The organism is Burkholderia sp. MSMB2157WGS (genome assembly GCF_001532755.1).
Lineage (GTDB): Bacteria > Pseudomonadota > Gammaproteobacteria > Burkholderiales > Burkholderiaceae > Burkholderia.
The window spans coordinates 30,567-55,708 of sequence record NZ_LPJG01000015.1 but is presented as its reverse complement, the minus strand read 5'-3'; the positions used below and the strand labels follow the sequence as shown (position 1 = coordinate 55,708).

25 protein-coding genes and 1 tRNA gene are annotated in these 25,142 nt (G+C 66.3%); 13 read left to right on the top strand and 13 right to left on the bottom strand.

What is annotated here, in order from left to right:
• Positions 1–218 precede the first annotated feature (218 nt).
• From WT53_RS10155 to WT53_RS10110, 10 genes are all read right to left on the bottom strand, one after another.
• Positions 219–980, bottom strand: coding sequence for an SDR family oxidoreductase (locus WT53_RS10155; RefSeq protein ID WP_034207988.1), 762 nt, complete (start codon positions 978–980; stop codon positions 219–221).
• A 22-nt stretch (positions 981–1,002) separates the two neighbouring features.
• Entirely contained in the window at positions 1,003–1,584 is a 582-nt protein-coding gene (locus WT53_RS10150) for a TIGR00730 family Rossman fold protein (protein WP_059781331.1), read from the bottom strand.
• Positions 1,581–2,339 (bottom strand): TetR/AcrR family transcriptional regulator, encoded by a 759-nt coding sequence (locus WT53_RS10145; protein WP_034207986.1) that lies wholly within the window; start codon positions 2,337–2,339, stop codon positions 1,581–1,583. The genes WT53_RS10150 and WT53_RS10145 overlap by 4 nt, the downstream gene beginning before the upstream one ends.
• Before the next feature lie 191 nt (positions 2,340–2,530).
• Positions 2,531–3,067, bottom strand: coding sequence for a diacylglycerol kinase (locus tag WT53_RS10140; RefSeq protein WP_034207985.1), 537 nt, complete (start codon positions 3,065–3,067; stop codon positions 2,531–2,533).
• Positions 3,064–4,098: a glycosyltransferase family 1 protein gene (locus WT53_RS10135; protein WP_034207984.1), complete on the bottom strand. Its 1,035-nt coding sequence runs from the start codon at positions 4,096–4,098 to the stop codon at positions 3,064–3,066. Before WT53_RS10135 ends, WT53_RS10140 begins: the two co-directional genes overlap by 4 nt.
• 30 nt (positions 4,099–4,128) lie before the next feature.
• Positions 4,129–5,067: a UDP-2,3-diacylglucosamine diphosphatase gene (locus WT53_RS10130; protein WP_034207983.1), complete on the bottom strand. Its 939-nt coding sequence runs from the start codon at positions 5,065–5,067 to the stop codon at positions 4,129–4,131.
• A gap of 223 nt (positions 5,068–5,290) precedes the next feature.
• Positions 5,291–5,797: an RDD family protein gene (locus WT53_RS10125; protein ID WP_034207982.1), complete on the bottom strand. Its 507-nt coding sequence runs from the start codon at positions 5,795–5,797 to the stop codon at positions 5,291–5,293.
• A gap of 6 nt (positions 5,798–5,803) precedes the next feature.
• Complete coding sequence (locus tag WT53_RS10120; protein ID WP_034207981.1) at positions 5,804–6,565, bottom strand: DUF3106 domain-containing protein; 762 nt, start codon at positions 6,563–6,565, stop codon at positions 5,804–5,806.
• A gap of 26 nt (positions 6,566–6,591) precedes the next feature.
• On the bottom strand, positions 6,592–7,026 hold the full coding sequence (locus WT53_RS10115) for a DUF3619 family protein (protein WP_034207980.1): 435 nt from the start codon (positions 7,024–7,026) through the stop codon (positions 6,592–6,594).
• Entirely contained in the window at positions 7,023–7,586 is a 564-nt protein-coding gene (locus WT53_RS10110) for an RNA polymerase sigma factor (protein ID WP_034207979.1), read from the bottom strand. The genes WT53_RS10115 and WT53_RS10110 overlap by 4 nt, the downstream gene beginning before the upstream one ends.
• Before the next feature lie 355 nt (positions 7,587–7,941).
• On the opposite strand from WT53_RS10110, the gene WT53_RS10105 reads away from it, so the two are divergent.
• From WT53_RS10105 to WT53_RS10080, 6 genes are all read left to right on the top strand, one after another.
• Positions 7,942–9,705, top strand: a complete 1,764-nt coding sequence (locus WT53_RS10105; RefSeq protein ID WP_034207978.1) for an acetolactate synthase 3 catalytic subunit — start codon at positions 7,942–7,944, stop codon at positions 9,703–9,705.
• Positions 9,706–9,816: 111 nt separating this feature from the next.
• Positions 9,817–10,308, top strand: a complete 492-nt coding sequence (gene ilvN / locus WT53_RS10100; protein WP_034207977.1) for an acetolactate synthase small subunit — start codon at positions 9,817–9,819, stop codon at positions 10,306–10,308.
• 103 nt (positions 10,309–10,411) lie between these two features.
• Positions 10,412–11,428 (top strand): ketol-acid reductoisomerase, encoded by a 1,017-nt coding sequence (ilvC, locus tag WT53_RS10095; protein ID WP_006478252.1) that lies wholly within the window; start codon positions 10,412–10,414, stop codon positions 11,426–11,428.
• Between the two features lie 127 nt (positions 11,429–11,555).
• Entirely contained in the window at positions 11,556–12,200 is a 645-nt protein-coding gene (locus WT53_RS10090; RefSeq protein ID WP_006491035.1) for a phosphatidylserine decarboxylase, read from the top strand.
• Positions 12,201–12,215: 15 nt separating this feature from the next.
• Entirely contained in the window at positions 12,216–13,088 is an 873-nt protein-coding gene (gene pssA / locus WT53_RS10085) for a CDP-diacylglycerol--serine O-phosphatidyltransferase (RefSeq protein WP_059499235.1), read from the top strand.
• A 320-nt stretch (positions 13,089–13,408) separates the two neighbouring features.
• Positions 13,409–14,953 (top strand): 2-isopropylmalate synthase, encoded by a 1,545-nt coding sequence (locus WT53_RS10080; RefSeq protein ID WP_034207975.1) that lies wholly within the window; start codon positions 13,409–13,411, stop codon positions 14,951–14,953.
• Between the two features lie 72 nt (positions 14,954–15,025).
• Here the strand turns inward: WT53_RS10080 and WT53_RS10075 are convergent, their stop codons facing one another.
• The 3 genes from WT53_RS10075 to WT53_RS10065 all read right to left on the bottom strand — a co-directional run bounded on the left by WT53_RS10075 (position 15,026) and on the right by WT53_RS10065 (position 18,151).
• On the bottom strand, positions 15,026–16,576 hold the full coding sequence (locus WT53_RS10075; protein WP_034207974.1) for a SulP family inorganic anion transporter: 1,551 nt from the start codon (positions 16,574–16,576) through the stop codon (positions 15,026–15,028).
• Between the two features lie 41 nt (positions 16,577–16,617).
• A complete protein-coding gene (locus WT53_RS34410) occupies positions 16,618–17,256 on the bottom strand; it encodes a carbonic anhydrase (RefSeq protein ID WP_034207973.1) in 639 nt (212 codons plus the stop codon).
• Between the two features lie 382 nt (positions 17,257–17,638).
• Positions 17,639–18,151: a hypothetical protein gene (locus tag WT53_RS10065; RefSeq protein WP_034207972.1), complete on the bottom strand. Its 513-nt coding sequence runs from the start codon at positions 18,149–18,151 to the stop codon at positions 17,639–17,641.
• A gap of 168 nt (positions 18,152–18,319) precedes the next feature.
• Between WT53_RS10065 and WT53_RS10060 the strand changes: the two genes are divergently transcribed.
• From WT53_RS10060 to WT53_RS10030, 7 genes are all read left to right on the top strand, one after another.
• Positions 18,320–19,579 (top strand): branched-chain amino acid ABC transporter substrate-binding protein, encoded by a 1,260-nt coding sequence (locus tag WT53_RS10060; RefSeq protein WP_034207971.1) that lies wholly within the window; start codon positions 18,320–18,322, stop codon positions 19,577–19,579.
• Between the two features lie 107 nt (positions 19,580–19,686).
• Complete coding sequence (rpsO, locus tag WT53_RS10055) at positions 19,687–19,956, top strand: 30S ribosomal protein S15 (RefSeq protein WP_006398792.1); 270 nt, start codon at positions 19,687–19,689, stop codon at positions 19,954–19,956.
• 290 nt (positions 19,957–20,246) lie between these two features.
• Positions 20,247–22,394 carry a polyribonucleotide nucleotidyltransferase gene (gene pnp, locus WT53_RS10050; RefSeq protein WP_034207970.1) on the top strand — a complete coding sequence of 716 codons (2,148 nt, stop codon included), beginning with the start codon at positions 20,247–20,249 and terminating at the stop codon, positions 22,392–22,394.
• A gap of 148 nt (positions 22,395–22,542) precedes the next feature.
• Positions 22,543–23,562, top strand: a complete 1,020-nt coding sequence (locus tag WT53_RS10045; protein WP_034207969.1) for an NAD(P)H-quinone oxidoreductase — start codon at positions 22,543–22,545, stop codon at positions 23,560–23,562.
• A gap of 140 nt (positions 23,563–23,702) precedes the next feature.
• Positions 23,703–24,458, top strand: coding sequence for a triose-phosphate isomerase (gene tpiA, locus WT53_RS10040; RefSeq protein ID WP_034207968.1), 756 nt, complete (start codon positions 23,703–23,705; stop codon positions 24,456–24,458).
• A gap of 72 nt (positions 24,459–24,530) precedes the next feature.
• The gene (gene secG, locus WT53_RS10035) at positions 24,531–24,908 is read left to right on the top strand and encodes a preprotein translocase subunit SecG (protein WP_034207967.1); all 378 of its coding nucleotides are present in this window, start codon (positions 24,531–24,533) and stop codon (positions 24,906–24,908) included.
• A gap of 109 nt (positions 24,909–25,017) precedes the next feature.
• A tRNA-Leu gene (locus WT53_RS10030) sits at positions 25,018–25,102 on the top strand.
• Positions 25,103–25,142 lie beyond the last annotated feature (40 nt).

The following is a 25,142-nucleotide window of genomic DNA, read 5'->3' as shown; positions in this document are numbered from 1 at the left end:
TCTCGGGTCGAGCGAGCCGGTCCGGCGACATGGGCAGGACCGATAAGGGGCTATATCCGGGTAACGGACAGCGTGTTCAAGACACCTGTCTGAATGTCCGCTAGTAGAACACGAAATTGTTACGGACGTTTACTGAAACTGTCACGGAATTGTGGAGATTTGTGGCGCCGTGACCACGGCGCGGTTTCGACCGCCGTATTGTTGCGCCGCGCGTCAGCTTAGCGGCCGCCGCCGACGTCGAGCAGGGCGCCCGTCGTGTAGGACGCCGTATCGCCGAGCAGCCAGACGATCGCCTCGGCGATCTCCTGCGCTTCGCCCGCGCGGCCGAGCGGTGTCTGCGCGCCGAGACGGGCCGCACGGTCCGGCTGGCCGCCGCTTGCATGAATGTCGGTCTCGATCAGGCCGGGGCGCACCGCGTTCACGCGCACGCCGTGCGGGCCGAGTTCCTTTGCCAGGCCGATCGTCAGCGAATCGACCGCGCCTTTCGAGCCCGCGTAGTCGACGTACTCGTTCGGCGAGCCGAGCCGCGACGCGATCGACGACACGTTGACGATCGCGCCGCCGCGGCCGCCGCGGTCGGTGGACAGCCGGCGCGCGGCTTCGCGCGCACACAGGTAGGCGCCGAGCACGTTGGTGTCGAACATCCTCCGCAGCCGGTCGACCGGCATGTCGGCGAGCGGCATCGACGGCGCGACGATGCCGGCGTTGTTGACCAGCGCGTCGAGCCGCCCGAATTCGGCGGCAACGGTGTCGAACATCGCGACGACGTCCGCCTCGTTCGCGACATCGCCCGCGACGATGCACGCGCGGCCGCCCGCGTCGCGCACCGCCTGTGCGGTCCGTTCGGCCGCCGCCGCGTCGCGCGCGTAGTTGATGCCCACGTTCCAGCCGCGCTCGGCCGCGAGCACGGCGGTCGCGCGGCCGATGCCGCGGCTCGCGCCGGTGATGAGGACGGCCTTGCGGTCGGACGGTGCGGTCATCGCGTGCGGGCTCCGGTGAGGGTTACTTCGCTGCGTCGGGCGCCCACTTGTCGCGGGCGGGCGGCTGGTAGCGGCGCAGCCGCTCGATCAGCGCGGCGGGTTCCGATTCGACGCACAGCGCGTCGAAATAGGCCGGCCGCATGAAGCCTTCGTCGACCGTATGGCGCAACAGCGCGATCAGCGGATCGTAGAACGCATCGATGTTGTAGAGCGCGACGGGCTTGCGGTGATAGCCGAGCTGCGCCCACGTGTAGACCTCGAAGAGCTCCTCGAGCGTGCCGGCGCCGCCGGGCATCGCGACGAACGCATCGGAGAGGTCGGCCATCATCTTCTTGCGATGGTGCATGTCGGGCACCACGTGCAGTTCCGACAGCCCCGTATGGCCGACTTCCTTGTCGACGAGCAACTCGGGGATCACGCCGACCGCACGGCCGCCTGCCGCCATCACTTCGTCGGCGATCACACCCATCAGTCCGACGCGGCCGCCGCCGTACACGAGCGTGAGGCCCGCGTCGACCAGCGCGCGGCCGAATGCGCGCGCGGCATCGGCATAGACGGGCCGCACGCCGGACGACGAGCCGCAGTAAACGCAGACTGCCTTCATTGCTTGGCGTCCTTGGCGGCGGCTTGACCGGTGGCGACGGGCCCGCCGGCCGGGCGCGGCGAACCGTCGCGCGGCGGCAGGTAGTCGGAGAACTGGCGCTTGGGCAGCTTGCCGGAGACCAGATCGTCGAACAGCTGGCGCGAGCGGCCGCGCAGGTACGGGGCCATGATCGAGATCACGTGCATGCTCACCTGGTGCAGCTCTTCGCGGATCGCGTCCTGGTCGTTGTATTTGCGCGGATGCATCACGTACTGATACGACAACCAGTACGTCGAGATCACCGCCATGTTGGTCGCGATGACTTCGATCTCGGCGGGCGTCGCGACCATTTCGGCGTCGGAGACGAGCAGCTCGCACATGTCGTGCGCGAAGCGCACCTTGTGGCTGATGATCTGCTTGAAGTGCGTCTCGAGCGTGCGGTTGCGTGCGAGCAGGTCGTTGAGGTCGCGATACAGGAACCGGTAGGTCCACATGAAATCGGCCATGTACTGCAGGTACGACCAGGTTTCGTCGATCGTCGGACGATGATCCTCGGGGAAGCGCAGCCGCCGTTCGATCTGCTGCTCGAACTGCGCGAAGATGCTGTTGATGATGTCGTCCTTGTTGCGGAAATGGTAGTACAGGTTGCCTGGACTGATTTCCATTTCCTCGGCGATCGTCGTGGTGGTGACGTTCGGCTCGCCGATCTCGTTGAAGAGTTTCAACGACAACTCGAGAATCCGTTCGCGGGTGCGGCGGGGAGGTTTCGCTTCCATGTCGTCCGGCCCTGTGTATGCCGGACTGGCGGGCGCTGCAATCGATGCTGCGTGATTCGTCCGGCGCGGGTTGCTGTTCTATGTCTAGCGGACGATTATAAACCGGGGTTTCGCCACATCGGGGCATTTCGTGATCGCGGCCCCGCGCGGCGCATGGTGCAGCGCCGCACGCGGGGGGCGGGGCAAGCGCCCTAGAAGCCGAGCCAGCGTGCGACGACCGGGCCGAGCACGAAGCCCCAGGTCGTCACGCACGCGAACAGCGCGACCGTCACGGCCGCGCTGCCGAGGTCCTTCGCGCGCTTCGAGAGTTCGTGGCGCTCGAGCGAGATGCGGTCGATCGCGGCTTCGACGCTCGAGTTCAGCAGCTCGACGATCAGCACCAGCAGCACCGAGGCGATCAGCAGCGCGCGCGACGCGGCCGGCACCGGCGCGAACGCGCCGATCGGCAGCATCAGCGCGGCGAGCGTGAGTTCCTGGCGAAACGCGCTTTCCTCGCGGATCGCGACGCGAAAGCCGTTCAGCGAATGCTTGAGCGCGAACCACGCACGCGTGATGCCGCGGTGGCGCTTGTACGGGTTCGGCGGCAGCGGCGTCAGTTGATCGTCCGGGCCGAGCGGCTCGTGCGGATGCGCGTCCGTTTCGGCGTGCGGCTCTTCCTCGTCGAACGGCCGGTGCCGTTGCGGCGTTGCGTTAAAGGGCGGGGTCTTGTCGTTCAGGTCTCGTTTCAAACGGCGGCACCTTCGGCGGGCGAGTACGCGGTCTTCGGCAGTGGCTTCAGATGCGACGCGAACTGCTCGGATGCCGCGCGCCACGAGAAGCGTTCCGCCCACGCGCGCGCGGTCGTGCGTTCGATCTTCAGCGCCTCGAGGCAGGCTTCCTGCAGGTCCTCGTGCATCGCGCCGGCGTCGCCCCCGCTGAGCACGTCGATCGGGCCCGTGACGGGATACGCGGCCACCGGCGTGCCGCAGGCGAGCGCCTCGAGCAGGACGAGGCCGAACGTGTCGGTGCGACTCGGGAACACGAACACGTCGGCCGCAGCATACACCTTCGCGAGCTCGGCCTGCGACAGCACGCCGAGATAGTTCGCCTCCGGGTAGCGCGACTTCAGTTCCGCGAGCGCGGGGCCTTCGCCCGCGACCCATTTCGAGCCGGGCAGATCGAGGCGCAGGAACGCCTCGACGTTCTTCTCGATCGCGACGCGCCCCACATACAGGAAGATCGGCCGCGCGGTATTGAGCACCTTCGACTCCATCGGATGGAAGATGTCGAGATCGACGCCGCGCGTCCACAGCACCACGTTCGTGAAGCCGTATTTCTCGAGATCCTGCTTGACGACCGGCGTCGGCGCCATCACCGCGAGCGACGGGCCGTGGAACCAGTGCAGGAAGCGGTAGGTCGCGGCGAGCGGAATGCCGAAGCGCGCCTGCACGTATTCCGGAAAGCGCGTGTGGTAGGCGGTCGTGTACGGCAGCTTGCGGGTGCGCGCATAGCGCCGGGCGGCCAACCCGAGCGGGCCTTCGGTCGCGATGTGCAGCGCGTCGGGCGCGAACGCATCGATCCGCGCGCGCAGCTTGCGGTACGGCAGGATCGACAGGCGGATCTCGGGGTAGGTCGGGCACGGTACCGTGCGGAATTCCAGCGGCGTCAGCAGTTCGACGCGGTGGCCGAGCGCCGTGAGTTCGCGCGACGTGCTCTTCAGCGTGCGCACGACGCCGTTGACCTGCGGTTCCCACGCGTCGGTGACGATCATGATCTTCATCGCGGCATCTGTCCTGTAAGTAAGGGGGTGTCAGGCAGTGGCCTTGGCCTTGCGCGACGTGGTCTCCGACGGCGCGGCGCGCATCACCGTCCAGTAGACGATCTTCAGTTCGCCTTCCATCGTTTCGACGAGCGCGGACAGGCTTTCGACCCAGTCGCCGTCGTTGCAGTACAGCACGCCGTCGATGTCGCGGATCTCGGCCTTGTGGATATGGCCGCACACGACGCCGTCGCAGCCGCGGCGGCGCGCCTCGTCGGTCATCACGGTCTCGAACTGCGAGATGAAGTTGACCGCGTTCTTCACCTGGTGCTTCAGGTACTGCGACAGCGACCAGTACTGGAAGCCCAGCCGGCTGCGGATCCGGTTGAACCAGCGGTTCAGCACGAGGATCAGCGTGTAGAGCGTGTCGCCGAGGTACGCGAGCCATTTCGCGTGCTGGATCACGCCGTCGAACAGGTCGCCGTGCACGATCCACAAACGTTTGCCTGCGAGCGTCGTGTGGAATGCCTCGCCGCGCACCTGGATGTCGCCGAACGCGAGATCGCAGAACTGCCGCGCGCCTTCGTCGTGGTTGCCGGGGATGTAGACCACCTGCGTGCCCTTGCGCGCCTTGCGCAGGATCTTCTGCACGACGTCGTTGTGCGCCTGCGGCCAGTACCAGCCTTTCTTCAACTGCCAGCCGTCGATGATGTCGCCGACGAGGTACAGGTATTCCGAATCGTTGTGACGCAGGAAGTCCAGCAGGTAGGGCGCCTGACAGCCGCTCGAGCCGAGGTGGATGTCGGACAGCCAGATGGTGCGGTAGCGATGGGCGGACGGCTCGGGGTCCTCGTGCTGCGTGGTGTGCGCGACGGGCGGCTTGTGCGACACCACGCCGTCGGTTGCCCCCGAGCCGGACAGGAACGCAGTGGCGGCGCGAGCGCCGATGGGGTGACGAAACAGTGAGGTCGCGGACGTTTTCTGGCCCATGCATGACTCGCGCCGGTTGACATTACCGGCATTCCGCCATGCGGGCGTGACTGTGCCGTGACAGTCACGAGACGTTCTTATTACGGCCGTCGAAGGATGTTTAGCAGTGAACGGATGGGCGTTGCGTAACCTGCCGCACCGAACGATCGTCGCTTGTTCGGTATGGGCGTCCGGCTCGGCGAGCGCGCCGGACGAGCGGCTTTCGTCTGGCGAATGCGGCGCGTCAGCGCGGGATCGCGACGACGCGCGTGCGCGCGATCCGGTCGTGCGGGAACTGGCGGCCGGCGTGCAGTCGGGCCGCGCCGGCCCACACGACGATCCATGCGGCGGCGAGCGCGAGCGTGACGGGTATCGACAGGCCGAGGAGCGGGTGCAGCGCGAGCGGCGGCAGGAACCACAGCCAGCCGAGCACGTAGCGGACGAGCGCGTGGCCGGCGCTCAGCGGCCGGCCGCTCGACGATTCGAGCCGTAGCCGCCAGGTTTTCATCGGCAGCGTCTGGCCGCCGTGCGTCCAGAACCACACGAAATACGCGCCGACGACGAGCGCGATCCATGCGGCGAGCAGGTTGTGATGGACGAGGCCGTTGCGTTGCTGTGTCGCGAGGCTGAACGCGAGCCCGGCGAAGAACACGACGCCGAACAGCAGCACGCCTTCGTAGAGCAGGGCGGCGAGGCGCCGCCGTACGGACGGCGCGACGGCCGGGGCTTCGGGTGCGCGGGCGCTCGCCACGGCCGCTCAGGAGCCCTTGAACAGCGAAGGCGCGTCGGCGGGCGACACCGGCGCCACGGCGGCCGGCGCGGATGCGGTGCCGGAGGTCGACGACGCGGGTGCCGGCTGCGCGGCGGCACCGGCCGACGCGGGCGCCGCGGCCGCCGCCGCGCCGCTCGCCGGGTGTTCGTGCGCGTTGACGAGGCGGCGGACGTCACGGTCGGCGACGGTCGGCGGCGCGCTGACGACACTCGGCTTGCGACGGCGCTCGGCGGCGGCAAGCCGTTCCTTCTGCTCCTCGGGCAGTTGCTGGTAGGCCTTCCACGCGCGCTCGCGCGCCTGGGCGGACAGCTCCTTCGCACTCTGGTAGTTCTCGCGCGCGACGCGGCGCTGCTCGGGCGTCATCTTCGCCCATTCGGTCATCCGCTCCTGCAGGCGCTTCTGATCATCTGGCGACAACTTCGCGAAACGCGATGCGATCTTCAGCCATTTGCGCTTGCGGGCGTCGCTGAAGCCGTCCCACTGATCGGCGAACGGGGCGAGGGCCGCGTGCTGCGCCGGCGTGAGGCGCGCCCACGACAGCGGGCCGGCGGTGGCCGGCAGCGGCAGGGGCAGCGGGGGGAGTTCGGCGGTCAGGCCGGTCGCGGTCGACGCGGGCGCGGCGGGGCTGGTGGTCGCGACGGGCGCCGTCGCGGGGGCCGGGTGGAATCGGGGATACGTGGCGACGTAGGAAACGGCGATCGCGATCACGCATCCGAAAAATACGGCCAGGCCGCGCTTCTGACTCACCCGTGCGATCCCCTCGTTATTGTCTGTTAGTGAGCGCGCGAAAGATACGCGTTGAACCCGTGGTCGAGATACGCATTGAGCGGCAGGTCGTCGCTGAGCATCGCCGCGTCGATATCGGCGAGTTCGGCGGTGCGCTGCATGTCTTCCCAGTACGCGATGCCGACGAGCCCCGCGAGCAGCAACGCGAGCGGCCATGCGCGCAGCAGCCGGCGCGCGAACGACGGGCGGCCGGCCGGCGGGCGGTTCGCGGGCGTCGGGCCATAGGCGCCGGCCGCGCCGGCGAAGGCCGGCACGAACACCGGCGCGCTCGCGGCTTCGGGCTTCTTGCGCGCGAGCGCGGCCCGGCGGGCGACGGCCAGCCGATCGGTGGTCGCGGCAGGCAGGGCGGCTGCGCGCTCATCCAGCGCGCGGCGCACCTTCAGCGCGAATTCGAGTTCTCGGTTTGCGGGAGCGGAGCTCATAGCGTGATTCCTTTGGCCTTGAGCGCTTGCGCCAGCGTGTGAGTGGCTCGCGAGCAGTGCGTCTTGACGCTGCCCTCGGAGCACCCCATCGCGGCGGCAGTCTCGGCGACATCCATATCTTCCCAATAACGCATCAGGAACGCTTCCCGTTGACGCGCCGGAAGTTTCTGGATTTCCTCGTCGATCAGGGCCAGAACCTGCTCTCTTTCGAGGCGGTGCTCGCTGCTCTCGACGCCCGAGTTGTCGTCTGCGGATTCGAGCGTTTCGAGCGGGTCGAAGTCGTCGTCGTCGGTGCTGTTCAGCGACGAGAACAGCGTCACCCACGTGTTGCGGACCTTCTGCCGGCGGAACCAGTCGTGGATCGCGTTCTGCAGGATCCGCTGAAAAAGCAGCGGCAGCTCGGCCGCCGGCCGGTCGCCGTACTTTTCAGCGAGCTTGATCATCGCGTCCTGCACGATGTCGAGCGATGCATCGTCGTCACGCACGGCGTACGCGGCCTGCTTGAACGCGCGCCTTTCGACGCCCGCCAGAAAGTCGGCGAGTTCCTTGTCTGATGCCATTCCGTGAAGGTATGCGCTGCGGCCCGCTGCGTGGTGTAAAAGGTCGAAAAATTTCGTAAAACCCGCGGATGCTATCAAATTTTCGCGCGGCTTGGCACCGGGTCGGGCGCCGCACGTTGCGCGCGAACCGCGCCGGCGGGGCGCCGGGCGGCGCGCATGATGCGCTGCGGGATATTTTGCTTGACGGCTCAATCGCTACCCGCTATCGTCGGCGATTCGCAACATGAAGTGATGGTCTCATTTGAGGCTGGCCCAAGAAGCCCGCCCTTCAAACTAGACGCGCCGCTTGAACCCGAGCCACAAGCCCGGCAGAGAGCACCCGATCAATTTTTTGCCGAAAATTCGAAAGGTCAACATGAACATGCCCAGCGCGGAATTCTCCACGTCGGAACCCCTTTCCCCTCCCGATAGCGACTCCATCGGCGGCACCGTGCTCATGAAGGCACTGGCCGACGAAAACGTCGAATTCATCTGGGGCTATCCCGGCGGCTCGGTTCTCTACATTTACGACGAGCTGTACAAGCAGGACAAGATTCAGCACGTGCTGGTGCGCCATGAACAGGCGGCCGTGCACGCCGCCGATGCGTATGCGCGCTCCACCGGCAATGTCGGCGTCTGCCTCGTGACGTCGGGCCCCGGTGTCACCAACGCGGTGACCGGCATCGCAACGGCGTACATGGATTCGATCCCGATGGTCGTGATCAGCGGCCAGGTGCCGACGGCCGCGATCGGTCAGGACGCCTTCCAGGAATGCGACACCGTCGGCATCACGCGTCCCTGCGTGAAGCACAACTTCCTCGTGAAGGACGTGCGCGACCTCGCGGAAACCGTCAAGAAGGCGTTCTACATCGCCCGCACGGGCCGTCCGGGCCCGGTGCTGATCGACATCCCGAAGGACATCTCGAAGACGCCGTGCCAGTACGAGCCGATCAAGAGCGTGTCGCTGCGTTCGTACAATCCCGTCACGAAAGGTCATTCGGGCCAGATCCGCAAGGCCGTGTCGCTGCTGCTGACGGCGAAGCGCCCGTACATCTACACGGGCGGCGGCATCATCCTCGCCGACGCGTCGCGCGAACTGAACCAGTTCGCGGACCTGCTCGGCTACCCGGTCACGAACACGCTGATGGGCCTCGGCGGCTATCGCGCGTCGGACAAGAAGTTCCTTGGCATGCTCGGCATGCACGGCACCTACGAAGCGAACATGGCGATGCAGCACTGCGACGTGCTGATCGCGATCGGCGCGCGCTTCGACGACCGCGTGATCGGCGATCCTGCCCACTTCGCGTCGCGTCCGCGCAAGATCATCCATATCGACATCGACCCGTCGTCGATCTCGAAGCGCGTGAAGGTCGACATCCCGATCGTCGGCGACGTGAAGGAAGTGCTGAAGGAGCTGATCGAACAACTGCAGACGGCCGAGCATGGCCCCGACACCGAGGCGCTCGCGCAATGGTGGAAGGACATCGAGAGCTGGCGTGCGAAGGACTGCCTGAAGTACGACCGCGAAAGCGAGATCATCAAGCCGCAGTACGTGGTCGAGAAGGCGTGGGAGCTGACGGACGGCAACGCATTCGTGTGCTCGGACGTCGGCCAGCACCAGATGTGGGCCGCGCAGTTCTACCGTTTCAACAAGCCGCGTCGCTGGATCAACTCCGGCGGTCTCGGCACGATGGGCTTCGGCCTGCCGGCGGCGATGGGCGTCAAGATGGCCCATCCGGACGACGACGTGCTGTGCATCACGGGCGAAGGCTCGATCCAGATGTGCATCCAGGAACTGTCGACCTGCCTGCAGTACGACACGCCCGTGAAGATCATTTCGCTGAACAACCGCTACCTCGGCATGGTCCGCCAGTGGCAGCAGATCGAATACAGCAAGCGCTATTCGCATTCGTACATGGATGCGCTGCCCGATTTCGTGAAGCTCGCCGAAGCGTACGGCCATGTCGGCATGCGGATCGAAAAGACTTCGGATGTGGAGCCGGCGCTGAAGGAAGCGCTGCGCCTGAAGGACCGCACCGTGTTTCTCGACTTCCAGACCGATCCGACCGAAAACGTCTGGCCGATGGTTCAGGCCGGCAAGGGCATCACCGAGATGCTGCTCGGATCGGAAGATCTGTAACGGCGCGACGCGCGCAGCGCGCGATGCGGCCGCCTTCACGAAGGGCGGCGCGGCACGCGGCGGCGCGCGGCGCGAGCGAATCGACACGGACACATTCTGGAAGAAGCGAACATGAGACACATCATTTCCGTCCTGCTGGAAAACGAACCGGGCGCGCTGTCGCGCGTGGTCGGTCTCTTTTCCGCACGCGGCTACAACATCGAAACCTTGACGGTGGCGCCGACCGAAGACCAATCGCTGTCGCGGCTGACCATCGTTTCCATTGGCTCGGACGACGTGATCGAACAGATCACGAAGCATCTGAACCGCCTGATCGAGGTGGTGAAAGTGGTGGACCTGACCGACGGTGCACACATCGAACGCGAGCTGATGCTGATCAAGGTCCGTGCAGTGGGCAAGGAGCGCGAAGAAATGAAGCGGATGTCGGACATTTTCCGCGGCCGCATCATCGACGTGACCGAGAAGACCTACACGATCGAATTGACGGGCGCGAGCGACAAGCTCGACGCATTCATCCAGGGGCTGGACGCCACCGCGATCCTCGAGACCGTGCGGACCGGCAGCTCCGGCATCGGACGCGGAGAGCGCATCCTGAAGGTGTGATGCCGATATTGCAAGAAGGCACGCCGGGTGCGCCGTCATGTCCCGGCTCGCAGTACCCCATCCGAACGAATTGTTGAATTTTTGAATTAGCGAAGGAACCATCATGAACGTTTTCTACGACAAAGACGCCGACCTCTCCCTCATCAAGGGCAAGCAAGTCACGATCATCGGCTACGGCTCGCAAGGCCATGCGCACGCACTGAACCTGAAGGACAGCGGCGTGAACGTGACGGTCGGCCTTCGCAAGGGCGGCGCGTCGTGGAGCAAGGCCGAGAACGCCGGCCTGTCGGTCAAGGAAGTCGCGGAAGCGGTGAAGGGCGCGGACGTCGTCATGATGCTGCTGCCGGACGAGCAGATCGCCGACGTGTACGCGAAGGAAGTGCACGCGAACATCAAGCAGGGCGCGGCGCTGGCATTCGCGCACGGCTTCAACGTCCACTACGGGCAGGTGATCCCGCGCGCCGATCTCGACGTGATCATGATCGCGCCGAAGGCCCCGGGCCACACCGTGCGCGGCACGTACTCGCAAGGTGGCGGCGTGCCGCACCTGATCGCGGTTGCGCAGAACAAGTCGGGCGCGGCACGCGACATCGCGCTGTCGTACGCGGCGGCGAACGGCGGCGGCCGTGCCGGCATCATCGAGACGAACTTCCGCGAAGAAACCGAAACCGACCTGTTCGGCGAGCAGGCCGTGCTGTGCGGCGGTACCGTCGAGCTGATCAAGGCGGGTTTCGAGACGCTGGTCGAAGCCGGCTACGCGCCGGAAATGGCGTACTTCGAGTGCCTGCACGAACTGAAGCTGATCGTCGACCTGATCTACGAAGGCGGCATCGCGAACATGAACTACTCGATCTCGAACAACGCCGAGTACGGCGAGTACGTGACCGGCCCGCGCGTCGTCACGGAAGAGACGAAGAAGGCGATGAAGCAGTGCCTGACCGACATCCAGACGGGCGAGTACGCGAAGAGCTTCATTCTCGAGAACAAGGCGGGCGCCCCGACGCTGCAGTCGCGCCGCCGCCTGACGGCCGAGCACCAGATCGAGCAGGTCGGCGCGAAGCTGCGTGCGATGATGCCGTGGATCGCGAAGAACAAGCTCGTCGACCAGACGAAGAACTAAGCACCTCGTGCTGTTCCGGCCCTTCGAGCGAAGGGCCGGCATCAAAAAGCCGTCCGAAGGCAGCAGTGCCCCGGGCGGCTTTTGTTATGCTACGGGCTTTGCAATTCACCGAACACAGAACGAATCCATGAACTATCCTCATCCGATCATCGCGCGCGAAGGCTGGCCGTTCATCGCGATTGCAGCCGTCATCGCGCTGTTGATCCATGCCGTCGGGGGCTTCGGCTTCGCGTGGCCGTTCTGGCTGCTGCTCGTCTTCGTCGTCCAGTTCTTCCGCGATCCGCAGCGCCCGATCCCGGCGCAGCCGAACGCGGTGCTCTGCCCGGCAGACGGCCGCATCGTCGCGGTCGAGACCGCGCAGGATCCGTACGCGAACCGCGAAGCGCTGAAGATCAGCGTGTTCATGAATGTCTTCAATGTCCATTCGCAGCGTTCGCCGGTCGATGGCGCGATCAGCAAGGTCGAGTATTTCCCGGGCGCGTTCCTGAACGCGGCGATCGACAAGGCGTCGACCGAGAACGAGCGCAACGCGGTCGTGATCCAGACGGCGAGCGGCAAGACCGTCACGTCCGTGCAGATCGCCGGCCTGATCGCGCGCCGGATCCTCTGCTACGTCCGCGCCGGCGAGCCGCTGTCGCGCGGCCAGCGCTACGGTTTCATCCGCTTCGGTTCGCGCGTCGACGTGTACCTGCCGCTCGGCAGCCGCGCGAAGGTGTCGATCGGCGAGAAAGTCTACGCGTCGTCGACGATCCTCGCCGAGCTCGAGCAGTAAGGGGCGGGGCGCACGATGGCCGCATTCAAACCGCGTCGGCCGCGCAACGGCTCCAGCCAGACGCCACGCCCGTTCCGCCGCAACAAGGTGATGGCGCCCGATCAGGCGCCGCTCGAAAGCCGCCGCGCCGCGCGCCAGCGGTTCCTGAAGACGCGCGGCATCTATCTGCTGCCGAACGCATTCACGACCGCCGCGCTGTTCTGCGGCTTCTTCGCGGTCGTGCAGGCGATGAACGTGCGCTTCGAGATCGCCGCGATCGCGATTTTCGTCGCGATGGTGCTCGACGGAATGGACGGGCGCGTGGCGCGCATGACGCATACGCAGAGCGCGTTCGGCGAGCAGTTCGACAGCCTGTCGGACATGGTGTCGTTCGGCGTGGCGCCCGCGCTCGTGATGTACGAGTGGGTGCTGAAGGATCTCGGTCGCTGGGGCTGGCTCGCCGCGTTCGTCTATTGCTCGGGCGCCGCGCTGCGTCTCGCGCGCTTCAACACGAACATCGGCGTGGTCGACAAGCGCTTTTTCCAGGGGCTGCCGAGCCCGGCCGCGGCCGCGCTGATCGCGGGCTTCGTGTGGCTCGCGACCGACAACCGCGTGCCGATGAAGCTCGGCTGGCTGCCGTGGGTCGCCTTCGTGCTGACGATCTACGCGGGCGTGACGATGGTGTCGAACGCGCCGTTCTACAGCGGCAAGGCGCTCGACGTGCGGCACCGCGTGCCGTTCGCGGCCATCCTGCTCGTCGTCGTCGCGTTCGTGCTCGTGTCGTCCGATCCGCCGCTGATGCTGTTCTGCCTGTTCGTGCTGTACGGGTTGTCCGGCTACGTGTTCTGGGCCTACACGGCCGTGCGCGGGCGCGCGAATCCGGCGCGTTCGTCGCAGCGCGATCACTGACGCCGACGCTGCGCGTGCCGGAAGCGGCGGCCTCGGGGCCGCCGTTTTCATTTGGCCCTTTTTCGAGCCGGGCCGCGTCGATTCCCGGGTGCCGTCCGATTGCGCGGCCAACGGAATGTCGCTATAGTCTTCGGCATGACTGCATTTCCCCACCTCTCCCTCCTTCTAGCCGGTGCGCCGCTACGCGCGCTAGCTTTGGCGCGCCTGCCGCGCTGACCGTTCTCGCCCTCCGTCTCAAGCCTCGTCTGTTGTTGAACGTCGCCAGCGGTGGCGCGATCTCGTTACGTTTGACTTCCGTATAAAAGAGCCTGGAGCCCCCCATGACAGACAAGCTGATCATTTTCGATACGACGTTGCGTGACGGCGAGCAATCGCCCGGCGCGTCGATGACGAAGGAAGAGAAAATCCGCATCGCGAAGCACCTCGAGCGGATGAAGGTCGACGTGATCGAGGCAGGCTTCGCGGCCAGCTCGAACGGCGATTTCGACGCGATCCACACGATCGCCGGTCTCGTGAAGGACAGCACGATCTGCTCGCTGGCGCGGGCCAACGACAAGGACATCCAGCGTGCGGCCGACGCACTGAAGCCGGCCAACAGCTTCCGGATCCACACGTTCATCGCGACGTCGCCGCTGCACATGGAAAAGAAGCTGCGGATGACGCCCGATCAGGTGTTCGAGCAGGCGCGCCTCGCGGTGCGTTTCGCGCGCAAGTTCACCGACAACGTCGAGTTCTCGCCGGAAGACGGCAGCCGTTCGGACATGGATTTCCTGTGCCGCGTGCTGGAAGCCGTGATCGCCGAAGGCGCGACGACGATCAACATCGCCGACACGGTCGGCTACGGCGTGCCGGAACTCTACGGCAACCTCGTGAAGACGCTGCGCGAGCGCATTCCGAACTCGGACAAGGCGATCTTCTCGGTGCACTGCCATAACGACCTCGGGATGGCGGTCGCGAACTCGCTCGCCGGCGTGAAGATCGGCGGCGCGCGTCAGGTCGAGTGCACGATCAACGGTCTCGGCGAGCGCGCGGGCAACACGTCGCTCGAAGAAATCGTGATGGCGGTGAAGACGCGCAAGGACTACTTCGGTCTCGACGTCGGCATCGACACGTCGCAGATCGTGCCGACGTCGAAGCTCGTGTCGCAGATCACCGGCTTCGTCGTGCAGCCGAACAAGGCGGTGGTCGGCGCGAATGCATTCGCGCACGCGTCGGGCATTCATCAGGACGGCGTGCTCAAGGCGCGCGATACCTACGAGATCATGCGCGCGGAAGACGTGGGCTGGACCGCGAACAAGATCGTGCTCGGCAAGCTGTCGGGCCGCAACGCGTTCAAGCAGCGCCTGCAGGAGCTCGGCGTATCGCTCGACAGCGAAGCCGAATTGAATGCCGCGTTCATGCGCTTCAAGGATCTGGCCGACCGCAAGGCGGAGATCTTCGACGAGGACATCATCGCGATCGTGTCCGAGGAATCGGCGCTCGCGCAGGAGCAGGAGCACTTCAAGTTCGTGTCGCTGTCGCAGCGTTCGGAAACGGGCGAGCAGCCGCAGGCGAAGGTCGTATTCGCGGTCGAAGGCAAGGAAGTGACCGGCGAGGCGCGCGGCAACGGTCCGGTCGATGCGACGTTCAATGCGATCGAGGGCGAAGTCGGTAGCGGGTCCGAGTTGCTGCTGTACTCGGTGAACGCGATCACGACCGGCACGCAGGCGCAGGGCGAAGTGACCGTCCGGTTGTCGAAGAGCGGGCGGATCGTCAACGGCGTCGGGACCGATCCGGATATCGTCGCCGCGTCCGCGAAGGCATACATTTCCGCGCTGAACAAGCTGCATTCGAAGGACGACAAGGTCAACCCGCAGCGCTCGTAAGCGCCGCGCGCGACGCGACCCCGAAACGCCCCGTGCGGCCCTGCGCCGCCGGGGTGTTTTTTCATCGGCCGCTCATTCGGCGGCCGGCGCACGGAACAGCCAGCGGCGCGCGGCCGCGCGTGGCGCCGGATGGCGCCGGCGGAACTCGACCGCGATCCCGCGCCGCGGCGCATCGGCGACGAACGCATCGAGCAGTTCGAGCACGTCGTGATCGATGTAGTCGGCGCGCGTCGCGTCGATGATCACCGCCGCCCGGTCCGGAATGTGCCGCAGATGGTGCTTGACCTGCACCTTGCCGAGAAACGACACGTCCTTGCGGAACGACAGCAGGAAGTGATCGTCGTGCTGCGCGAGCGTGACGGGGCTCTTCAGGTTCGCGACGGCGACCGCGAGCACGCTGCATGCGAGGCCCATTGCGATGCCGAACAGCAGGTCGACCGCGAGCACGCCCGCGATCGTCGCCGCGAACGGCACGAACGCGGCCGGGCCTTGCTTCATCACCGAGCGGAACAGCGCGGGTTTCGCCAGCTTCAGACCGGTATGGATCAGGATCGCGGCGAGGCTCGCGAGCGGGATCAGGTTGATCAGGCCGGTGAGCGCGAACACGCTCGCGAGCAGCAGGATCCCGTGCACGATCGCCGACATCCGGCTTTGCGCGCCGGCGTTGACGTTGGCCGAGCTGCGCACGATCACCGACGTGATCGGCAGGCCGCCGACGGCGCCCGCGACGAGGTTGCCGACACCCTGTGCCTTCAGCTCGCGATCGGGTTGCGTCGGCCGGCGCTTCGGATCGATCTGTTCGACCGCTTCGAGGCACAGCAGCGTCTCGAGGCTCGCGACGACCGCCAGCGTGATCGCCACGCGCCATACGTCCGGATTGGCCAGTTGCGCAAAGTTCGGGCCGAGTTCCGCATGCTTGAGCGATGCCGCGAGGGCTGCGAACGAGTCGAACTCGGGCAGCGTGACGCGATGCGCGGCGCCCGGTGCGGCCGCCGGTGCGAGCACGCCGAGCACGAGCGTCGCACCGATGCCGAGCACGACGACCGCGAGCGGCGCGGGCACCGAGCGCACCCACGCGAAGCGCTTGAGTGCGGGCGTGTCCCACGCGATCAGCAGCGCGAGCGAGACCAGAGCGATCGCCGTGGCGGCCCATGCGGCCGGCAGATCCGGCCACGCAGCAAACGATTGCGCGGCCGAGCCGCCAATGCCGAATGCGAACGGAATCTGCTTCACGATCAGCAGCAGGCCGATCGCGGCGAGCATGCCCTTGATGACGGGCGACGGCACATAGGCGGCGAAGCGGCCCGCGCGCAGCATGCCGAAGCCGAACTGGAGCACGCCGGACAGCAGCACCGCGAGCAGGAACGCGGAGAAGCTGCCGAGTTGCGCGATCCCTTCGACGACGATCACGACGAGGCCGGCGGCCGGCCCGCTGACGGACAGCGACGAGCCGCTCAGCAGCGCGACGACGATGCCGCCGACGATGCCCGACACGAGCCCGGCGAACGGCTCGACGCCGGAGGCGTTGGCGATGCCGAGACAGAGCGGCAGCGCGACGAGGAAAACGACGATGCCGGCGACGATGTCGCGCGGCAGGGTGGACAGACGCTCGTTCAGTTTCATGGTTGGGGATGGTTTCGTTGGCGTGGAGGGCGGGGCGCGGATCAGCCGAGCGCGGCGGCCGCGGCGGGCTCGGGCTCGGCAACGGCTGGCGACGCCGTGTAGCCGGAATCGAGCTCCTTCAGAAGCCCGTCGGCGAGCGAAAAGATCCAGCCGTGCACGAGCGGCGGCCGTTCGCGGCCGCGTACGATCGGCGACGCGCGCAGCAGCCGCACCTGTTCGAGCACGTTCAACTCGGCGAGGCGGTCGGCGGCGGTCAGGTCGTCGAGCCCGTCGAGCGTGTCGCGATGACGCCGCGCGAGCGCGCAGAGCGGCGCGATGCGGCGCGCGACGTGCGGCAGGTCGGCGGGCGGCGGCAGCAGCGACGCGCGGACCCCGCCGCATCCGTAGTGGCCGCACACGATCACGTGATCGACCTTCAGCACCCGCACCGCGTACTCGAGCACGCTGGCGGAATTGTCGTCGTCGGGGTGGAACAGGTTCGCGATGTTGCGATGGACGAACAGCTCGCCCGGTGCGCAGTGCGTGATGGTTTCGGCCGGCACGCGGCTGTCGGCGCAGCCGATCCACAGGACGCGCGGGTTCTGGCCGCGCGCGAGCGCGTCGAAGAAGCCGGGCGTGTGTTCGCGCGTCTCGCGGGCCCAGGCAATGTTGGCAACCAGCATGCTCTTGGGGCGGTTCATGAGGACTCCTTTCCGATAAAGGCAAATAAATACCGAACGAAATGACGCAATGGCATTCTTTCTAAATTGAAAGGTTTGGTTTCGCTGATATTAGGGGTGTGCCCTAGCAGTCCGGGTGGGTTGAAACAAATTGTTTCAAATTGATTGGGCGTAGTGCATTGCATGCACCAACGCGACGCATGAGATGCACTGCCCATGCCTGTTTGCGCGCAACGGCCCGCATGACGGGGCGTTCAGCGGATCGTCATCGCAATGTCATTGATTCGGAAAAGTTTTCCGTCCTATTCGTTGAATCAAATAAGGCGACGGAAAAAATGAAATGGCCATTCAGCAATAATTCGCGAATGGCCATTGCGATAATTGCGCGTAAATGCGCAATCGGTCAGAACAGGTTGCGGCGATCGGGATCGTGCAGCGGGTCCGGCGTTTTCTGCGTGGTGCGCAGGATGCCCTGCGGATCGAAATAAAAGCTGTACATCATGTACCAGACGTTGTCCTCCAGATACCGGTACGTCCAGACCTCGCGCTTCATCAACGGGAAGTAGGAGGTCTCGACCGGGCGTCCGAAATTGACGAGGACGTCGGTTTTCGTCCACTTGCCGATCTCCGCGCGATAGAACTCGCTCGGCTGCAGCACCTGGCGCACGTTGACGATCCGGTGGGCTGCATCGACGTCGGCCGCGATCGTGATCTCGCCCATCGGCTGGGTCGGCCACATCAGGCGCTTGCCGCCGCCGGGCAGGTCGTAGATCTCGCGCGGCGGCCCCATGCGCGCGACGATCGCCGACTCGTCCTGGCCGGCCTGATATTGCTGCCACGGTTGCGCGCAACCGGCCAGCAGCGCGGCGGCGCAGGCGGCCAACACCGGCAGGCGCGCGGGAATGCGAATGCGCATCGGATTCTCCAGAACACGGAAACAAGCCCCGTTTTATCACGGACGGCGCGCGATCGCGCATATCGCGCGGAAAAAATCGGTGCGGATCGCGCACCGCCGCGCTTGCGGGCGGCGGGTGTGGGGGCCTATGATCCGCGCTTCTCGGGCAGATTGAAGGGCAGGTGGCCGATGCAGGGGTGGAAGCGATGCGCGCTCGCGTGGAGCGCGGGGTGGATGCTGGTGTCGTCCGCATTCGCCGGCGGCGAGCCGGTGCGGATCGCGCTGATCGAAGGGATGTCGGGCCCGTTCGCGAACGCGGGCGCGGCAGTCGAGCGCAACTTGCGCTTCGGCGTCGAGCAGGTCAATGCGGCGGGCGGCGTGAAGCTGCGCGACGGCGCACATCCGCTCGAACTCGTGGTGCTCGACAGCAAGGGCAGCCCGGAGGAGGCGCTCGTGCAGTTGCGCGCGGCCGCCGACCGCCATATCGGCTTCGTCGCGCAGGGCAACAGCTCGGCCGTCGCGGCCGCGCTCGTCGCGGCGCTCGACAAGCTGAACGCGCGCGATCCGGACCGCCGGATGCTGTTCCTGAACTATTCGGCCGACGATCCGGCGCTGACCGGTGCGCGCTGCAGCTTCTGGCATTTCCGCTTCGACGCGCATGCCGGCATGCGGATGGCCGCGCTCGCGGACGTGATGGCGCGCGATCGCGCGCTGCGCAAGGTCTATCTGTTGAACCAGGACTACAGCTTCGGCCACGACGTCAGCGCCCTCGCGCGGCAGGCGCTGGCCGCACGGCGTCCGGACGTGGCGATCGCCGGCGACGAATTCCACCCGATCGGCCGGATCAAGGATTTCTCGCCGTATATCGCGAAGATCCGCGCGAGCGGTGCGGACGCCGTCGTGACCGGCAACTGGGGCAACGACCTCACGTTGCTCGTGAAGGCGGCGCGCGAACAGGGGCTCGACGCGAAGTTCTACACGTTCTACGGCAACAGCCTCGGCGCGCCGGCGGCCTTGGGCGACGCGGGCGTAGGCCGTGTCGTGGCGGTCGCCGACTGGCACCCGAACGCGGGCGGCGCCCGATCCGACGCGTTCTACCGCGCGTTCCGGGCCCGTTTTCCGGTCGCGCAGGACGACTATCCGGTGCGGCGGATGAGCCAGATGATCGACATGCTGGCCGCCGCGATGACCCGCGCGGGGTCGGCCGACCCGGTCGCGGTCGCGCGTGCGCTCGAGGGCCTGTCGTTCGACGACGGCTTCCACGCGTCGCGGATGCGCGCGCAGGATCACCAATTGATCCAACCCCTTTACGTGATGGAAATGGACAAGGCCGGTACGCCGGGCGTGCGCTTCGACAACGAAGGGTCGGGCTACGGCTTCCGGACGGTGCTCGCGGTGCCGGCGCCGCGTACGGAGATGCCGTCGACGTGCTCGATGACGCGCCCGTGACGGGAAGCGGTAAGAACGGCACCGAGTTGTGCTACAATGCGCGCCGGTTGTAAATCACGGCACGGCCATTCTTCCGTGTCCGCCTGTTCAGTTAGAAAGGAAATCACATGTCTGTTGCAGATATCAAGAAGTCGGAAGTCGTTGCTCAGTTCGCCCGCGGTACCAACGACACGGGGTCGCCCGAAGTCCAGGTCGCACTGCTGACCGCACGTATCGTCGAACTGACGGGTCACTTCAAGACCCACGCGAAGGATCACCACAGCCGCCGCGGCCTGCTGCGCATGGTGAGCCGCCGCCGCAAGCTGCTCGACTACCTCAAGGGCAAGGATGCCGACCGTTACCGCGCACTGATCGAGAAGCTGGGTCTGCGTAAGTAATCGAGGCGATTGCCGCCAGCAAGATGCCTGTGTCAGTCCGCTGATACAGGCATTTTGTTTTTGCGCGGTGCGTAGCGTCACGCGCATCGCAGGCTGTCCGGCACGTTCGTGCGGGGCCGCCGCCACGACCGATACCGGGGCGGGATTTGTGTCATTCCAGCGCGTCGCTGCATGAGCGCCGCGCTGGAATGGCATAAAAAACACACCTTGCTCCGGGTGATTCGGTCGGGACGCCGCCGCGCAGGATTGCCGGCGCGGCGAACGAAATGCATGAATACAAAGGAGCAACCATGTCCATGTTCAACAAGGTCGTGAAGGAATTCCAATGGGGCCAGCACAAGGTGCGCCTCGAAACCGGTGAAGTCGCCCGCCAGGCGAGCGGTGCCGTGATCGTCGACGTCGAAGACACCGTCGTGCTGGCAACCGTCGTCGGCGCGAAGTCGGCGAAGCCGGGCCAGGATTTCTTCCCGTTGACCGTCGACTACCTCGAGAAGACCTACTCGGCCGGCAAGATCCCGGGCGGCTTCTTCCGCCGCGAAGGCCGTCCGTCGGAGCACGAGACGCTGACGTCGCGCCTGATCGACCGTCCGCTGCGCCCGCTGTTCCCGGAAGGCTTCTACAACGAAGTCCAGGTCGTGATCCACGTGCTGTCCGTGAACCCGGAAATCCCGGCGGACATCCCCGCGCTGATCGGCGCATCGGCTGCGCTCGCCGTGTCGGGCCTGCCGTTCAACGGCCCGGTCGGCGCCGCGCGCGTGGCGTACATCGACAACGCGTACGTGCTGAACCCGACGCGTGAGCAGCTCAAGGCATCGCGCCTCGACCTCGTCGTCGCGGGTACGGAGCGCGCCGTGCTGATGGTCGAGTCGGAAGCCGATCAGCTGTCGGAAGACGTGATGCTGGGCGCCGTGGTGTTCGGCCACGAGCAGATGCAGGTCGCGATCGACGCGATCCACGATCTGGTCCGCGACGGCGGCAAGCCCGAGTGGGACTGGCAGCCGGCGCCGAAGAACGAGGCGCTGATCGCACGCGTGACCGAGCTGGCGCAGAACGATCTGCTCGCCGCTTACCAACTCCGCGACAAGCAGGCGCGTTCGGCGAAGTTGAAGGAAGTCTACGCGGCGACGTCGGCGAAGCTCGAGGAAGAGGCGCTGGCGGCCGGTACGGTCGCGGCCGACAAGGCCACCGTCGGCAACATCCTGTTCGACATCGAAGCGAAGATCGTCCGTTCGCAGATCCTGAACGGCGAGCCGCGCATCGACGGTCGCGACACGCGCACCGTGCGCCCGATCGAGATCCGCACCGGCGTGCTGCCGCGCACCCACGGCTCGGCGCTGTTCACGCGCGGCGAGACGCAGGCGCTGGTCGTCGCGACGCTCGGCACCAAGGGTGACGAGCAGATCATCGACGCGCTCGAAGGCGAATACCGCGAGCGCTTCATGCTCCACTACAACATGCCCCCGTTCGCGACCGGCGAAACGGGCCGCGTCGGCTCGCCGAAGCGCCGCGAAATCGGCCACGGCCGGCTGGCTAAGCGCGCGCTGGTCAAGTGCCTGCCGAGCGCCGACGAATTCGGCTACTCGATCCGCGTCGTGTCGGAAATCACCGAGTCGAACGGTTCGTCGTCGATGGCGTCGGTGTGCGGCGGCTGCCTCGCGCTGATGGACGCCGGCGTGCCGATGAAGGCGCACGTCGCGGGTATCGCGATGGGCCTGATCCTCGAAGGCAACAAGTTCGCGGTGCTGACCGACATCCTCGGCGACGAAGATCACCTCGGCGACATGGACTTCAAGGTGGCCGGCACGGAGCAGGGCGTGACGGCGCTGCAGATGGACATCAAGATCCAGGGCATCACGAAGGAAATCATGCAGGTCGCGCTCGCGCAGGCGAAGGAAGGCCGCATGCACATCCTCGGCAAGATGACCTCGGCGGTGTCGGGTGCGAACACGCAACTGTCGGAATTCGCGCCGCGCATGATCACGATCAAGATCAACCCGGAAAAGATTCGCGACGTGATCGGCAAGGGCGGTTCGGTGATCCGCGCGCTGACGGAAGAAACGGGCACGACCATCGACATCTCGGACGACGGCGTCGTGACGATCGCGAGCACGAACAGCGACGGCATGGCCGAAGCGAAGAAGCGCATCGAGCAAATCACGGCTGAAATCGAAGTCGGCCAGGTGTACGAAGGCACGGTGCTCAAGCTGCTCGATTTCGGCGCGATCGTGAACCTGCTGCCGGGCAAGGACGGCTTGCTGCACATCTCGGAAATCGTCAACGAGCGCGTGAAGGACATCAACGACTACCTGAAGGAAGGCCAGCAGGTGAAGGTCAAGGTGATCCAGACGGACGAGAAGGGTCGCGTGCGTCTGTCGGCCAAGGCGCTGCTGAATGAAGCAGCGGCGGCAGCGCAGTCGGATACGCCGCCGCAGCAGTAAGCGGACAGGCGGACCAACGGCCGGCAGTGCGAAAGCGTGCCGGCCGTTTTTTCTGTAGCATCGTTGTGCGGCGCAGCAGCGCCGGCCAGGCGCCCGCGCCGTGCGCACGGGCGTGCCATCCGATTCCGATCCTGGAGCGACTCTCACCATGAAAGCCATCGAAATCACCGAATTCGGCGTCCCCGACGTGCTGAAGCTCGCGGAGCGTCCGCGGCCCGAACCGAAGCGCGGCGAGGTGTTGATCAAGGTGGCGGCTTCCGGCGTGAACCGGCCCGACGTGTTCCAGCGCAAGGGCGCCTATGCGCCGCCGCCGGGGGCGTCGGATCTGCCGGGCCTCGAGGTCGCGGGCGAGATCGTCTGCGGCGATTTGTCCGATGCGGCGCTGAATCCGTTCGGCCTGAAGCTCGGCGATCGCGTGTGCGCGCTGCTCGCGGGTGGCGGCTATGCCGAATATGCGGTCGCGCCGCTGCCGCAGTGCCTGCCGGTGCCCGACGGCCTCACCGATATCGAGGCCGCATCGTTGCCCGAAACGTTCTTCACCGTGTGGAGCAACGTGTTCGACCGTGCGCAGCTCGGCGCGGGCGAGGGCGGCGAACAGGAGACGCTGCTCGTGCAGGGCGGTTCGAGCGGCATCGGCGTCACGGCGATCCAGATCGCGCATGCGCTCGGCTTTCGCGTGTTCGCGACGGCAGGCACCGCCGACAAGTGCCGTGCCTGCGAGGCGCTCGGCGCCGAGCGCGCGATCGACTACAAGACGGAAGACTTCGTCGAAGTCGTGAAGTCGCTGACGCACGATCGCGGCGTCGACGTGATCCTCGACATGGTGGCGGGCTCGTACGTGCCGCGCGAGCTGTCCGCGCTCGCGGACGGCGGCCGTCTCGTGCTGATCGCGCTGCTCGGCGGCGCGAAGGCCGAGGTCAACCTGAACGAGATCCTGCGGCGCCGGCTGACGGTGACGGGCTCGACGTTGCGCCCGCGCCCGGTCGAGTTCAAGGCGCGCATCGCCGCGCAGCTGAAGGCGCGCGTGTGGCCGCTGCTGGCCGACGGCCGCATCAAGCCCGTGATCTATCGTGTGCTGCCGGCCGGCGAGGCCGCGCAGGCGCATGCGCTGATGGAGAGCGGCGAGCACATCGGCAAGATCGTGCTCGATTGGGGTGCGAACGCATGACGGCCCGCGCGGCGGGCTTGACATACGCGGTTTGACCGGTTCAAGCCGCGCGCAGTAAAATCGCGGGTTTGCTTCGCCAGATCCAACCTGACGGCCGGGTTCCGGCACGTTAATGACAAGATAGTGACGAGACAGACACGATGTCGAAACAACGAACAAAGCGAGTGATCGGCAACTGGAAGATGCACGGCCGGCTGGCCGGCAACCAGGCGCTGCTGAACGAAGTGGTGCAGGGTGCGGGCGCGGTGGCGGCTGAAACGTCGATCGGCGTGTGCGTGCCGTTCCCGTATCTCGCGCAGGTTCAGGCGCAGCTCGGCGGCGGCCGTGTCGCGTTCGGTGCGCAGGACGTGTCCGCGCACGAGCAAGGCGCGTTCACCGGCGAGGTCGCGGCTGCGATGGTGGCGGAGTTCGGCGCGCAATATGCGATCGTCGGCCATTCGGAGCGCCGCGCGTATCACGGCGAAAGCAGCGAGACGGTCGCGGCGAAGACGCAACGCGCGCTCGCGGCCGGCCTCACGCCCGTCGTGTGTGTCGGCGAGACGCTCGACGAGCGCGAGTCGGGTGCGACCGAGCGGGTCGTCGGTGCGCAGCTCGACGCGGTGCTGGCCGTGCTGACGGCCGACGAAGCCGCCCGCATCGTCGTCGCGTACGAGCCGGTGTGGGCGATCGGCACGGGCAAGAGCGCGAGCTCGGCGCAGGCGCAGGACGTGCACGCGTTCCTGCGTACGCGTCTCGCGGCAAAGGGTGCGGCGGACGTGTCCGTGCTGTACGGCGGCAGCGTGAAGCCGGACAACGCGGAAGAGCTGTTCGCGCAACCGGACATCGACGGCGGCCTGATCGGCGGCGCGTCGCTGAAGGCGGAAGATTTTCTGGCGATCTGCCGGGCCGCGCGTTGAGCGGTCCGAGATCGAATTGAACCATGACGGCGGCCGGTCGGTCCGGTCGCCCGATCCAATCGGGTGGGTGTGATGCTGTTATTCAAGACGCTGATTATTGTGGTGCAGGTGCTGTCTGCACTCGGTGTGATTGGGCTCGTGCTGCTGCAGCACGGCAAGGGTGCCGACATGGGCGCCGCATTCGGCAGCGGCGCGTCGGGCAGCCTGTTCGGTGCGACGGGCTCGGCGAACTTCCTGTCGCGCACGACGGCTATTCTCGCGGCGATTTTCTTCGTCGCGACGCTCGCGCTGACGTACCTCGGTTCGTACAAGTCGACGCCGTCGGCAGGCGTGCTCGGCGCGGCGGTGACCGCACCGGCATCGGCTCCCGCGGCATCGGCGCCGGCCGTCGCGGCGTCTGCCGCCGCCGGTTCGGCCGCAAGCGCGCCGGGCCAGGACGTCCCGAAATAAAAAGTTAATTTTTTGCGGTTGTGCGTTGAACAAATCCTGAACTCGGGTTAGAATTTAATTCTTGAAGCGATTCGCGGGAACAAGCAGCACAACCCGAGTTGCATGCAGTGCCGACGTGGTGAAATTGGTAGACACGCTATCTTGAGGGGGTAGTGGCGAAAGCTGTGCGAGTTCGAGTCTCGCCGTCGGCACCAAAGTTACTCAATGCCAGCCGCTTCTAGTGGCTGGCATTTT